The 13,679-nt window shown below is 56.4% G+C and carries 13 protein-coding genes; 9 read left to right on the forward strand and 4 right to left on the reverse strand.

The genetic code is table 11. The annotated features are described in order from the left end of the window. Window positions 1-196 precede the first annotated feature (196 nt). The 8 genes from hinT (at window position 197) to QLG21_RS20850 (ending at window position 6,283) form a co-directional block, all read left to right on the forward strand. On the forward strand, window positions 197-556 hold the full coding sequence (gene hinT, locus QLG21_RS20815; protein ID WP_006174700.1) for a purine nucleoside phosphoramidase: 360 nt from the start codon (window positions 197-199) through the stop codon (window positions 554-556). 1 nt (window position 557) lies between these two features. Further along, complete coding sequence (locus QLG21_RS20820; RefSeq protein ID WP_006174701.1) at window positions 558-932, forward strand: YcfL family protein; 375 nt, start codon at window positions 558-560, stop codon at window positions 930-932. Between the two features lie 13 nt (window positions 933-945). Further along, window positions 946-1,590 carry a penicillin-binding protein activator LpoB gene (gene lpoB / locus QLG21_RS20825; protein ID WP_088207906.1) on the forward strand — a complete coding sequence of 215 codons (645 nt, stop codon included), beginning with the start codon at window positions 946-948 and terminating at the stop codon, window positions 1,588-1,590. After that, window positions 1,571-2,395, forward strand: a complete 825-nt coding sequence (thiK, locus tag QLG21_RS20830) for a thiamine kinase (RefSeq protein WP_282485129.1) — start codon at window positions 1,571-1,573, stop codon at window positions 2,393-2,395. The genes lpoB and thiK overlap by 20 nt, the downstream gene beginning before the upstream one ends. Before the next feature lie 11 nt (window positions 2,396-2,406). Further along, a complete protein-coding gene (gene nagZ, locus QLG21_RS20835) occupies window positions 2,407-3,432 on the forward strand; it encodes a beta-N-acetylhexosaminidase (RefSeq protein ID WP_088207498.1) in 1,026 nt (341 codons plus the stop codon). A 34-nt stretch (window positions 3,433-3,466) separates the two neighbouring features. Next, window positions 3,467-4,009, forward strand: coding sequence for an alpha/beta hydrolase YcfP (gene ycfP, locus QLG21_RS20840; RefSeq protein WP_006174705.1), 543 nt, complete (start codon window positions 3,467-3,469; stop codon window positions 4,007-4,009). Window positions 4,010-4,245: 236 nt separating this feature from the next. Continuing rightward, window positions 4,246-5,550: an NAD(P)/FAD-dependent oxidoreductase gene (locus tag QLG21_RS20845; RefSeq protein ID WP_042319553.1), complete on the forward strand. Its 1,305-nt coding sequence runs from the start codon at window positions 4,246-4,248 to the stop codon at window positions 5,548-5,550. A 193-nt stretch (window positions 5,551-5,743) separates the two neighbouring features. Then, window positions 5,744-6,283, forward strand: a complete 540-nt coding sequence (locus tag QLG21_RS20850; RefSeq protein ID WP_042319556.1) for a glycine zipper 2TM domain-containing protein — start codon at window positions 5,744-5,746, stop codon at window positions 6,281-6,283. Between the two features lie 201 nt (window positions 6,284-6,484). On the opposite strand, the gene comR is transcribed toward QLG21_RS20850, so the two are convergent. Beyond that, entirely contained in the window at window positions 6,485-7,120 is a 636-nt protein-coding gene (gene comR, locus QLG21_RS20855) for a TetR family copper-responsive transcriptional repressor ComR (RefSeq protein WP_042319562.1), read from the reverse strand. Between the two features lie 243 nt (window positions 7,121-7,363). Between comR and bhsA the strand changes: the two genes are divergently transcribed. Continuing rightward, entirely contained in the window at window positions 7,364-7,621 is a 258-nt protein-coding gene (gene bhsA, locus QLG21_RS20860) for a multiple stress resistance protein BhsA (RefSeq protein WP_006174713.1), read from the forward strand. Between the two features lie 73 nt (window positions 7,622-7,694). Here bhsA and QLG21_RS20865 read toward each other — a convergent pair whose 3' ends face one another. The 3 genes from QLG21_RS20865 to QLG21_RS20875 form a co-directional block, all read right to left on the reverse strand. Further along, entirely contained in the window at window positions 7,695-8,660 is a 966-nt protein-coding gene (locus QLG21_RS20865; RefSeq protein WP_282485130.1) for a L,D-transpeptidase family protein, read from the reverse strand. Between the two features lie 154 nt (window positions 8,661-8,814). Beyond that, window positions 8,815-12,261 carry a transcription-repair coupling factor gene (gene mfd, locus QLG21_RS20870; RefSeq protein WP_282485131.1) on the reverse strand — a complete coding sequence of 1,149 codons (3,447 nt, stop codon included), beginning with the start codon at window positions 12,259-12,261 and terminating at the stop codon, window positions 8,815-8,817. Window positions 12,262-12,410: 149 nt separating this feature from the next. Further along, complete coding sequence (locus QLG21_RS20875) at window positions 12,411-13,484, reverse strand: acyltransferase family protein (RefSeq protein ID WP_101737900.1); 1,074 nt, start codon at window positions 13,482-13,484, stop codon at window positions 12,411-12,413. Between the last annotated feature and the right edge of the window lie 195 nt (window positions 13,485-13,679).

The raw sequence follows: 13,679 nt of genomic DNA on the forward strand, positions 1-13,679 counted from the left end.
AATGTTTCAGACGTTTCTCGCCGGGGAGCGGTCATACTTCATGCAGCTGCGGTACATTAAGGAAAGAAATCGCGGGAGAAGGTTGAAAGGACAGGAGAAAGTCGCTCATACTCATCAACTGTAACGCACAGTATGAGACACAAAATGTGTGATTAGCGGATGCACCACGCCAGAGTAAACAAATAAGGACAAGGTCATGGCCGAAGAAACGATTTTCAGTAAAATTATCCGCCGCGAGATCCCGTCGGATATCGTCTATCAGGACGATCTGGTGACGGCGTTCCGGGACATTTCACCGCAGGCCCCAACGCATATCCTCATTATTCCCAATATTCTGATTCCTACCGTAAATGACGTCAAAACCGAGCACGAAGTGGCATTAGGCCGTATGCTTACGGTGGCCGCGAAAATCGCAGAGCAAGAGGGGATTGCCCAGGACGGATACCGTCTGATCATGAACTGCAATCGTCATGGCGGCCAGGAAGTTTATCATATCCATATGCATCTGCTGGGTGGACGTCCACTCGGCCCGATGCTGGCACATAAAGGTCTTTGATATGTTAAGAGGGCGTATTGCAGCGCTGATTATCGCAGTGCTGATAGCGGGGTGCAGCGCGCGTCCGGCGATCCCGGTCAGCGATGAACAGTCGCTGGTCATGGAGGCCTCGGTGCTTGCCGCAGGCATCACGGCGGAGCAGCCTGCGCTGACCATCAGCGAAATCCAGTCTTCTGCCTCCTCTACGCTCTTTAACGAAAGACACGAGCCGGTGACGGTGCATTACCGTTTTTACTGGTATGACGTTAGAGGTCTTGAAATGCACCCGCTCGAAGCGCCGCGCAGTGTGACCATTCCGGCGGGATCGTCGGTGACGCTCTATGGCAGCGCCAACTCATTGGGTGCGCATAAGGTGAGACTTTATCTTTACTTGTAAGGGGTAAACCTTGATTAAAAATATAAGCCGCTATGCGCTTGTGACCGCATTTGCACTTTTTCTTGCCGGTTGTGTAACGCGAACCGAAGAACCCGCGCCCGTGGACGAGGCGAAACCGGGAACTGAACAGCCGACGCCGCCAACGCAGCCGGTGCCAACGGTGCCATCTGTGCCAACTATTCCGGCGCAGCCAGGCCCGATTGAACACCCGGATCAAACCTCTCAGCCAACGCCGCGCGTGCGCCACTATGACTGGAACGGCGCGATGCAGCCGATGGTCGGCAAAATGCTGCAGGCTCAGGGCGTGACGGCGGGCAGCGTGCTGCTGGTAGATAGCGTGAACAACCGTACTAACGGCTCGCTGAATGCGGGTGAAGCGACGGAAACCCTGCGCAACGCTTTAGCCAACAACGGTAAATTTACGCTGGTCTCCTCGCAGCAGCTGGCGGTGGCGAAGCAGCAGCTTGGCCTGTCACCGCAGGACAGCCTTGGCTCGCGCAGCAAAGCGATCGGGATTGCCCGTAACGTTGGCGCACAGTATGTCCTGTATTCCAGCGCCACCGGCAACGTCAATACCCCGGCCCTGCAAATGCAGCTGATGCTGGTTCAGACAGGCGAGATTATCTGGTCTGGTAAAGGTGCCGTTTCGCAACAATAAGCCGACGCGTGAGGAAATTCTGACGCGTTATTTTCCTCAATACCGTCTTGTCGCGCCGCAGGCCCCTTCGGGGCTTGGCGGCGCGAGTTGCATGATTGAGCAGGGCGAACATCGTCTGGTTCTGCGCCAGCATCACGATGCCTCTGCGCCCGCCGCCCATTTTCGTCGTCAGTATCTTACCCTGAAACGCCTTCCGGCCGGACTCGTACCCGAACCCTGTTTTTTCAGCGAGGGCTGGATGGCCGTGGAGTATCTTGCGGGCGAGATCAAAACCACGCTACCGGATACCCCAACGCTTGCTGCTCTGCTGTATCATCTGCATCGTCAGCGACGGCTGGGCTGGCGCATCGCGCTTATGCCGCTGCTTGAACAATACTGGCAGCAGGCCGCGCCCGCGCGCAGAACGCCATACTGGCTGGCTCAGCTTAAAAAACGCCGTGCAAGAGGTGAGCCGCAGCCGTTGCGGCTCGCGCCGCTGCACATGGATGTTCACGCGGGCAATATCGTTCACACGGCGGCAGGGGAAAGGCTCATCGACTGGGAATATGCCGGAGATGGGGATGTCGCGCTGGAGCTGGCTGCCGTCTGGACACCGGACAAGGCCGCGCGGGACGCGCTCATTGCGGCCTATGCCGAACAGGCGCAGATGGACCCCCGGACGCTGGCGCGCCAGGTCAGCCGCTGGCGGCCATGGGTATTGATGCTGATGGCGGGCTGGTTTGAGGTGCGCCTTGCGCAGACGGGCGACAAACAATTTATTACGCTGGCAGATGATGCCTGGCGTCAGTTAAACACTAAAGGATAAGAGAGGTTCGTGTGGGTCCAGTGATGTTGGATGTCGAAGGGTTTGAGCTGGATGCGGAGGAGCGCGAGATCCTGGCGCATCCGCTGGTGGGCGGCCTGATTCTGTTTACCCGCAACTATCACGATCCGGCGCAGTTGCGCGAACTGGTGCGCCAGATCCGAGCGGCATCGCGTAACCGGCTGGTGGTGGCGGTCGATCAGGAAGGAGGGCGCGTACAGCGCTTCCGCGAGGGATTCACCCGCTTACCGGCTGCACAGTCTTTTGCTGCGCTGCTTGGCACCGAAGCGGGCGGGAAACTGGCGCAGGACGCCGGTTGGCTGATGGCAAGCGAAATGATTGCCATGGATATCGACATTAGCTTTGCGCCGGTGCTGGATGTGGGGCATATCAGCGCCGCTATCGGCGAACGCTCGTACCATGAGGACCCGCGCATTGCCCTGGCAATGGCCACACAGTTTATTGACGGTATGCACGACGCGGGCATGAAAACCACCGGCAAACACTTCCCGGGACACGGCGCGGTAACGGCTGACTCACACAAAGAGACGCCACGCGATCCTCGCCCTGAAGCGGAGATCCGCGCCAAAGATATGTCCATCTTCCGCTCGCTCATCACTGACAATAAGCTGGATGCGATTATGCCTGCGCATGTGATCTACAGCGATGTCGATCCGCGCCCGGCGAGCGGTTCCCCGCACTGGCTGAAAACCGTCCTGCGTCAGGAGTTGGGCTTCAACGGCGTGATTTTCTCGGATGATTTGTCCATGGAAGGGGCGGCAATCATGGGCAGCTATGCGGAACGCGGGCAGGCTTCACTGGATGCAGGTTGCGATATGATCCTGGTCTGTAATAATCGTAAAGGAGCGGTCAGCGTGCTGGATAACCTGTCGCCGATCAATGCCGAACGTGTTACACAATTGTATCATAAAGGTTCATTTAGCCGTCAGGAGTTGATGGACTCGGCGCGCTGGAAGACGGTCAACGCGCAACTTGAAGCGCTCAACGAGCGCTGGCAGGCCCATAAAGCAGGCCTGTAATCACTCCCGTAAGGCGTAGCAAGGTGGGAAGACAATGATCATCTATTTACACGGTTTTGACTCAAACAGCCCAGGTAACCATGAGAAGGTACTGCAGCTGCAGTTTATCGATCCGGACGTCCGGCTGATTAGCTACAGTACCCGCCACCCTAAACATGATATGCAGCATTTGCTCAAGGAAGTGGACAAAATGCTGCAACTCAACGTTGACGAGCGTCCGCTGATTTGCGGCGTCGGGCTGGGAGGCTACTGGGCAGAGCGCATTGGATTTTTGTGCGATATTCGTCAGGTCATTTTCAATCCAAACCTGTTCCCGAACGAGAACATGGAAGGCAAGATTGACCGCCCGGAGGAATACGTCGATATCGCGACGAAATGCGTCAGTAATTTCCGTGAAAAGAATCGCGATCGTTGTCTGGCGATCCTCTCGCGTCATGACGAAGCGCTGGACAGCCAGCGTTCAGCGGAGATGTTGCATCACTTCTATGAGATCGTCTGGGACGATGAACAAACCCACAAGTTCAAAAACATCTCCCCGCATCTGCAGCGCATAAAAGCCTTCAAAACGCTGGGCTAACCAGCCCTCTAAAAGCCTCAGGCCCGGTCGCGAAAGCGTGCCGGGCTTTCTTTTTTGTCAGACTTGTCTACTTTTAAGCCATCAAAACTTGATGCATATCAATTTTGGTATGACCAATGCGCCTGACGTGTTATCCTCAATGCACTTGAATGGTTTCAGTGCTGTAACCTGTTGTTAATTAAGGGTTATTTTCATAACTTTTAATTAACAATTGGTTAATAATTTAGGGGGTCGCGTTGACTACACCATTGAAAAAAATAGTGATTGTAGGCGGTGGTGCTGGCGGGCTGGAGCTGGCGACGCAGCTGGGCAAAAAGCTGGGTCGCGGTAAGAAAGCCAAAATTACGCTGGTAGATCGTAACCACAGCCATCTGTGGAAACCGCTGCTGCACGAAGTGGCGACCGGTTCGCTAGATGAGGGCGTGGATGCGCTGAGCTATCTGGCACACGCGCGTAATCATCATTTCCAGTTCCAGCTGGGATCCGTGGTGGATATCAACCGTGAGAGCAAAACCATTACGCTGGCTGAGCTGCGCGACGACAAAGGCGAACTACTGGTTCCTGAGCGCAAGCTGCCGTATGACACACTGGTCATGGCGCTGGGCAGTACATCGAACGACTTCAATACGCCGGGCGTGAAAGATCACTGCATCTTCCTGGACAACCCGCATCAGGCGCGTCGTTTCCATCAGGAAATGCTCAATCTGTTCCTGAAATACACCAATAACCTGGGTGCCAACGGCAAGGTTAACATCGCGATTGTGGGCGGGGGCGCGACGGGCGTTGAGCTGTCTGCTGAACTGCACAACGCGGTGAAACAGCTGCACAGCTACGGCTACAAAGGCCTGACGAACGATGCGCTGAACGTGACGCTGGTTGAGGCGGGCGAACGCATTCTGCCGGCGCTGCCGCCGCGCATTTCCGGCGCAGCGCACAGCGAGCTGACCAAACTCGGCGTACGCGTGCTGACGCAAACCATGGTCACCAGCGCCGATGCGGGCGGCCTGCACACCAAAGACGGCGAGTACATCGAAGCGGATCTGATGGTCTGGGCGGCAGGGATTAAAGCGCCTGATTTCATGAAAGATATCGGCGGGCTGGAAACGAACCGTATTAATCAGCTGGTGACGGAGCCTACGCTGCAAACCACGCGCGATCCGGACATTTACGCCATCGGCGACTGTGCCTCCTGCGCGCGCCCGGAAGGCGGGTTCGTTCCTCCGCGTGCTCAGGCCGCGCACCAGATGGCAAGCCTGGTGCTGCACAACATCCTGGCGCAGCGTAAAGGCAAACCGATGAAGGCGTATGTCTACAAAGACCACGGCTCTCTGGTGTCGCTCTCTAACTTCTCGACCGTCGGCAGTCTGATGGGTAACCTGATGCGTGGCTCGATGATGGTAGAAGGGCGCATTGCGCGCTTTGTGTATATCTCACTTTACCGTATGCACCAGATTGCGCTGCACGGCTACTTCAAAACCGGCCTGATGATGCTGGTTGGACGCATCAACCGGGTTATTCGCCCGCGTCTGAAGCTGCACTAATCGTATTATCCCTCCGGGTCCTCCGGAGGGATTTTTTAGCATATCATGCTGTCCAGTGCCCTTCAGGCGCTTAAGAGTTCTCCTAAATCCGATATATCCCTCCTGCACACCGCGTTTTTACGCCTTTGTCTTATTGGCGAGTCCAGCCATTGATTGCAAAATTGTTACCAATAGCAACAAAGGAGGATGTCCCGTGAATAAATCAATGTTGGCGGGTATAGGGATTGGCGTAGCGGCTGCGTTAGGTGTGGCTGCGGTTGCCAGTCTCAACGTGTTTGAACGTGGCCCGCAGTATGCGCAAGTGGTTTCCGCAACGCCCATTAAAGAGACGGTCAAAACGCCCCGTCAGGAGTGCCGCAACGTTGCGGTTACCCACCGTCGTCCCGTACAGGATGAAAACCGTATTGCCGGTTCTGTTCTCGGCGCGGTTGCAGGCGGCGTGATTGGCCATCAGTTTGGTGGCGGTCGCGGTAAAGACGTGGCTACCGTTGTCGGCGCGTTGGGCGGTGGCTATGCAGGGAATCAGGTGCAGGGTGCGATGCAGGATAACGACACCTACACCACAACCCAGCAGCGCTGTAAAACTGTCTATGACAAATCCGAGAAAATGCTGGGTTACGATGTCACCTACAAAATCGGCGACCAGCAGGGCAAAATCCGCATGGATAAAGACCCCGGCACCCAGATCCCGCTGGACGGAAATGGTCAGCTGATCCTGAACAACAAAGCGTAAAAAAGATCTTCTCTGAACTTAGCTCCTCACGCGCTCAGGCTGAGGAGCTTTTTTTTGGCACGATATTCATTAAGCCATCTGCCACAACACCCGCACGGCCAGGCATATTAATACCCGGGGTCGGTTGCCCCGTAGCATCCTTGAACTCGTTGACGACGTGGGAAAGAAGAAAACAGAAAGGGCGGAGAACCGCCCTTAAGATTACAGCTTGAGAAGTTCAGGCCACAGGCGCAGCGTGGTCTGGGTGATGCTTTGCAGTTTTTCCAGGCCAGCGCCTTCGCGGGCGCTGATCGACATGCCCTGCAGAATGCAGCTTAAGTATTGCGCCAGCGCCTGCGGGCGGCAATGCGCGGGGATCTCGCCGCGCTGCTGGCGCTGGGCAAGGAACGTGCTCAGCGTCTCCTCTTGCATCGCATGGCGCGATTTCACCGTATTGGCGATCTCTGTAGACGAGGCCGCGAGGGTGGCAGAGGTGTTGATCATAAAACACCCGGCAGGGGTCTCTTTGCTGGTGAAGCAGGTGGCGATGGCAGTGAAGTAATCCCGCAGCGCCTGCTCAACGGATTTTTCTTCACAGAACAGCTGCGCTTCGTACTTCGCCGCAAAACGGGAGATGTATCGATCCAGAACCGCCCGGAACAGCCCCTCTTTATTCGTAAACTCCGCGTACAGCGTCGGCGCTTTGGCTCCGGTAGCTTCCACCAGGTCCGAAAGCGACGTTGCCTCGTACCCGTGCTGCCAGAAGAGCGTCATGGCCTTATCCAGCGCCGCATCCCTGTCGAACACTTTTGGTCGGCCACGGCTTTTCTTCGCACAACTCGTGACATCGGTTGTCATTGCCGTTGGTCCTCTGTTGATTTGTTGAATGACCATTATAAAAATAAACCACAGCCGGGACCAGCGCTGTTTGCTTAAAAATAAATTAATCCTATCGATATGAATAATAACGGAATTTAAATTTATTTAATGGTCGTTATAAAAATGGGTTGACGTGTGACCAGGATCACATCTATCATTTAACTATCGATCGTTAAGTAAATAACTTGCGACATCAATTCATCTGCCTAAAGGTATAAAAACATGAAAAACGTTAAAACCCTCATCGCTGCCGCTGTTCTGAGTTCACTCTCTTTCGCAAGCTTCGCCGCTGTTGAAGTGCAATCCACCCCTGCTGACCAGCAGAAAGTGGGCACCATCTCCGCGAATGCCGGGACTAACCTGGGTTCACTGGAAGATCAGCTGGCGCAAAAAGCGGATGAAATGGGTGCAAAATCTTTCCGCATCACCTCAGTGACCGGTCCTAACACCCTCCACGGTACTGCGGTCATCTACAAATAAGCCTGGCTAAACCCTCATTTATGCCACTGCTATAAAAAACGCCCTGCATATGCAGGGCGTTTTTCGTTGGGTCTTACATCGACTGTTGCGCAATATTGTGGTGCCGCGTGACGTCAGTCGGCATGCCTGAACGTACCTCCATGGCTCTCGCCATCACGGCCTCATCGGTGCTGGCATTCGTTTTAAAACTCACCATCGCAGCATTCAGATTGATGGGCAGGGTTTGCGGATCGTCACCTATGTTTTTCGATAACGGCTGATGGATTTCGACCAGCCGCACGCCGCCAGGCTCCTCAGAAACCTTAATCGGCGTATTAATGATATTCACTTTGGTGCCCGGCGTGATCTTGCTATAAAGCGTCTTGATGTCGTCATCGCGAAGGCGAATACAGCCGGAGCTGACGCGCATCCCAATACCGAAATCCGCATTGGTTCCATGCAACAGATAGACACCGCCGTAGGCGGCGAGGCGGATCGCGTGATGTCCCATGGGGTTATCGGGCCCTGCCGGCACAACCGCCGGAAGCTCGATACCCTGCGCTTTGTAGCGGGCGCGAATATTGGCCGTTGGCGTCCACGTCGGGTTTGCCCGTTTATCGGAGACGGTGGTCACCATCGTTGGGGTGAGCGTGTCGCCGCCCAGCTGCCCAATGCCGATAGGATAGACGGTCACTTCGTTTTTACCCGGTGGATAATAGTAAAGCCGAAGCTCAGCAAGGTTGATCACGATCCCCTCGCGCGGCGCATCCGGCAGCAGCGTCTGGAGCGGGATCGTCAGCACGCTGCCGGCACGAGGCACATAAGGATCTACGCCGGGGTTAGCCTGAAGCAGCGCCAGGAACCCAACGTTATATTTTTTAGCAATCGCCTCAAGCGAACCGCCATTATTTTCCACGACGTGAAAACGATTTTCCCCGACAAGTTTGCTGCCAGGAGGCGGGAGAGGCCAGGTGTTTGCCCGGGCGGGTAACGCAATGGCTACCGTTGCGATCAGCGCAGACAACGTAATCCAGCGGATAAGACGCGAAGAGATCATCATCACCATAATCCATATAAATGATAAGGTTATTATTTTATAAGCTGTGAATCATAATTATGGGCAATGGGTGTGTCGGGAAGATCGGGCGAAGTGCAAAGAGTTTGTAAATTGTCGCTCCCGGCAGCGTTGCGCTACCGGGAGCCTGTGATGCCGGTCAGGCGATGGCGTTCTCTTCAAGCTGACGCATAAAGTTACGGACCCACTCCATGCGGTTCTTACGCTCGGCCAGCTCCTGCGTAAAGCGCAGACGCGTTGGGCCATCCAGACGGAAATGCTGAGGCTGTTTTTGCAGCAGGCCGATCAGCCACATCGGATCGACATGGTTTTTCTCGGCAAACTCAATCATCCCGCCTTTCTCATTGCCCTCCAGCTTGCGAATGCCCAGCTTTTGCGCCTGCTGACGCAGACGGGCGATGTCCAGCAGGTTGCGCGCGGCGTCCGGCAGCAGGCCAAAGCGGTCGATCAGCTCGACTTTGATCTCTTCCAGCTCGCCTTCATTTTTCGCGCTGGCAATACGTTTGTAGAACGACAGGCGGGTATTCACGTCCGGAATAAAATCATCCGGCAGCAGGGACGGCATCCGCAGCTCGACTTCGGCTTGCTGGCTGGTTAAATCTTCCAGCGACGGTTCCCGACCGGCCTTCAGCGCATCGACGGCGTTTTCCAGCAGCTCCATATACAGCGAGAAGCCGATGGTTTCCATCGATCCGCTCTGATCTTCGCCCAGCAGTTCGCCCGCCCCGCGGATCTCGAGGTCGTGCGTTGCCAGCGCGAACCCGGCGCCGAGATCTTCCAGCGAGGCGATGGCTTCCAGACGCTTTTGCGCGTCGGTGGTCATCGCCTTCGGATGCGGCGTCAGCAGCCATGCGTAGGCCTGATGGTGCGAACGGCCTACGCGGCCACGTAACTGGTGAAGCTGCGCCAGGCCAAAGTGATCCGCCCGTTCAATGATGATGGTATTGGCGGTAGGAATGTCGATGCCGGTTTCAATAATGGTGGTACAGACCAGCACGTTAAAGCGCTGGTGGTGGAAATCGTTCATCACGCGTTCCAGCTCGCGCTCGCGCATCTGCCCGTGGCCGATGGCAATACGCGCCTCCGGCACCAGCTCCGCCAGCCTGTCGGCGGCTTTCTGAATATTTTCCACGTCGTTGTAGAGGTAATACACCTGGCCGCCGCGCAACACTTCGCGCAGGATCGCCTCGCGGACCACCAGATTATCGTACTCCCGCACGAAGGTTTTCACCGCCAGACGGCGCGCCGGAGGGGTGGCGATAATCGACAGATCGCGCATGCCGCTCATCGCCATATTCAGCGTACGCGGGATCGGCGTTGCGGTCAGGGTCAGAATATCGACGTCCGCGCGCATCGCTTTGATCCGCTCTTTGTGACGCACCCCGAAGCGGTGTTCTTCGTCGACGATCAGCAGGCCCAAATCTTTCCACTTCACGTCGCTTTGCAGCAGCTTGTGCGTGCCGATCAGAATGTCGATCTTGCCTTCGCTTGCCTGCTCCAGAATGCTCGTCTGCTCTTTGGCACTGCGAAAACGAGACAGCATTTCGATACGCACCGGCCAGTTGGCAAAGCGGTCGCGGAAGTTGTCGAAGTGCTGCTGGGCCAGAAGGGTGGTAGGGACCAGCACCGCCACCTGCTTGTTGTTCTCTACGGCGAGGAAGGCCGCGCGCATCGCCACTTCCGTTTTGCCGAAGCCCACGTCGCCGCAGACCAGCCGGTCCATCGCCAGCGGCTGGCACATATCGCTCAGCACGGCGTTAATGGCCTGCGCCTGATCCGGCGTGGTTTCGAACGGGAAGCTGTCACAGAACAGCTGATACTGCTCTTTGTCATGCTTAAAGGCATAGCCCTCTTTGGCCGCACGCTGGGCGTAGATATCCAGCAGTTCAGCCGCCACGTCGCGAACTTTTTCCGCCGCTTTCTGGCGCGCTCGCGCCCAGGCATCGCCGCCCAGCTTATGCAGCGGGGCGTTATCTTCCGCACCGCCCGCATAGCGGCTGATCAGATGCAGGGACGATACCGGCACGTACAGTTTGGCGTCGTTGGCATAGGTCAGCATCAGGTATTCACCTTTGATGCCGCCCGCCTCCAGCGTCGTCATCCCCTGATAGCGCCCGACACCGTGCTCAAGGTGAACAATCGGCTGACCCGGGTGCAGCTCCGCCAGGTTACGGATCAATGTGTCCGGGTTGATGGTACGGCGGCTGTCCTGGCGGCGGCGCGCAACGCGCTCTCCGAGCAGGTCGCTTTCGCAGATCAGGGCGCGGTTGTTAAGCGTATCAATAAACCCGTGCTCGGCCGCGCCGATCATCAGATAACGGCCATTGCCGGTGGCTTCATCGAGTCGCAAAATGCGCTTTGGTGCCACCTTAATGCGGCTCAGTAGTTCGCCCAGCGCCTCGCGACGGCCTTCGCTCTCAACCGAGAACACCACCGGGCCGGTAAAGGACTCGAGGAACTTACGTAAATTATCGAGCGGCGATTTCTGCTGCGCCTGCACGGCGAGATCCGGCAGCGTCTTAAACGCGAGGTTCGTGTTGGCCGCTTTTTTCGCAAGCGAATCGGTTTTGAGCTGCATCCGTGGCCAGCGTTTTAGCTCGGCATTCAATTCATCGGTGCGTAGCCACAGCTTCTCGGGCGGCAGCAACGGGCGCATAGGATCCACACCGCGGTTTTCGAAACGGGCGCGGGTCTCGCTTTCAAACCGGCTGGCGCTGGCCTCAATATCGCCCGTATTCACGATCAGCGTGTTTTTCGGGAAGTAGCTAAACAGCGGCGGCAGCGGCTCGCTGAAGAACAGCGGCTGCCAGTATTCGATCCCGGCGGGCAGCGTGCCTTTACTGACCTGCTGATAAATATGTTCGGCGTCGCGCTTAACCTCGAACGTGTCTCGCCACTGGCTGCGGAACAACTCAATGGCGGTTTTATCCGTCGGGAATTCATGCGCCGGGAGCAGGTTAATCGCCTCAACTTCTTCCAGCGTGCGCTGGGTGTCGGCGTCGAATACGCGCAGGCTGTCGATTTCATCATCGAAAAAGTCCAGACGGTATGGCTGCTCGCTGCCCATGGGGTAGAGGTCAAGCAGCGCGCCGCGGGTGGCGTATTCCCCATGCTCCATGACCTGATCAACATGGCGATACCCGGCGTTGTCCAGCTGCGCGCGAAGGGCGTCGCGGGAGAGGCGCTGACCTTTTTTCATCATCAGGGCGTGGCCGTGAAGATAGCTGTGCGGGCAGACGCGCTGCATCAGCGTATTCACCGGCACAATCAGCACGCCGCGTTGCATGGTCGGAAGCTGATACAGCGTCGACAGGCGCGAAGAGATAATCTCCTGATGCGGCGAGAAGCTGTCATACGGCAGCGTTTCCCAGTCGGCCAGGCTAAACACCAGGCTGTCGGTGAACTGCCGGATTTCGTCATGCAGGCGCAGGGCATTTTGCATATCCGGCGCAACCAGGACTACTGGCCCCGGATGGCGCTCAGTGATTTCTGCCACCAGCGTGGCGCACGCCGCGCCCGTGAGTTCGCCCAGTTGGCGTTGGTCGCCCGCGTTGACAGGCAAGGAATAACGATCGTGTTCAGGCATGGCTTTGTCAGAGTCTCTTATGGATATACCAACAGTATTGGGGCATATCACTGATACGCAATGTCTTTATTATCCTCGATCGTTTTGCATAAGCAAATTGTAACCGCACGGGGTGCAAATTCGCCCCCGGAGAGGGGGCGAGAAGGGTATTAACGGGTGGCTGGCGCAGGGGAAAGCCGCGCGGGCGGGGAGAAGAACAGATCGCCAAAGAGCGCGGTGGAGAGCTTACGCACGCCCAGCCCCACCAGCGTGCAGGCGAGCAGGCTGGCAAAAGGATAGACCACAATCAGCGTCAGTTCGGCCCACACCGGCCAGTGACCCGCGTTCATCTCACCGATCAGAACCAGACTCAGTGCCTCGATCAAAATGCGGTGGGTGGTGTAAATCGCAATGGTGTTCGAGCCGACCACGTTGAGCAGGTTGTCGGGATGAACGGCATAGCGCTGTTCGACGCTGTAAAAGAGCTTCAGGATGACCAGGATCGACAGCAGCGAGAGGAACAGAGGGACGTTTGCAAACCACAGCACCACGGAGACCATAGCAAACGCCGCGATCGCCAGCCCGTAACGGCGCAGCTCCAGGCCCTTCATCCACGCCATCAGCTGCGCGCCGTACCACGCGCCCAGGCTGTAGTAAATCATGTTGCGCACCACGCTGTTCATGCCCCACCACGGCAGCGGCAGGAAGTTAATCGCCACGCTTGCCAGGGCGAGCAGGGCGAGCACCGGAAGCTTCCAGCGGCTCAGCAATTTACACAGCGTGAAATAGACCACCAGAGCGTACAGATACCACAGGCTGGTGCTGGCGGTCAGCATGCCGTGCAGGAAGCCCGATATCGAATCGGCATAGGCGGCGTTTGACGAGGTAGCGAGTTCACGCTCCGGCGCCAGCCAGGCATTCAGGTGGCTCAGCGCCTGCCACTGCAGCACGCCCCACAGCGCCAGCACCCAGACAATGCTCCAGATGCGCTTGTCGAGGCTGGTGCGCCAGTCCACTTCATCGATATAGCGGCGAATGAGATACCCGGAAATAAAGAAAAATACTGGCATACGGAAGGGCGCGAGATAAAGATTAAAATAGACCCAGCATTTGGCGATAAGGCCAGACAAGGGATGCTGAAGCCCGCTCAGGTGAGGATAAAAGGTGATGACCGAGTGATAGATCACCACCAGGCAGATGCACAGCCCCTTTATCTGGTTTATCCATAATGCTTTTTGTTTCATTGTTCGCGACTACCTTAATTGCCATAAACGAAGGCTCGATTGTGGTTAAGCGCTACTGGGATGTAATGGGTAAGAGTCTGTATCAGTACGTTTTTCGGAAAAGGTGGAGGAGGGCAGAAGGGCGTTCTACAACTAGCACTATGATTTATCTGAATTTTTCAGAAAAATGATTACCAAAGCTTACGGTTTCAGTCA

It is taken from the genome of Enterobacter sp. V87_3 (genome assembly GCF_029967835.1).
Taxonomy (GTDB): Bacteria; Pseudomonadota; Gammaproteobacteria; order Enterobacterales; family Enterobacteriaceae; genus Enterobacter; species Enterobacter cancerogenus.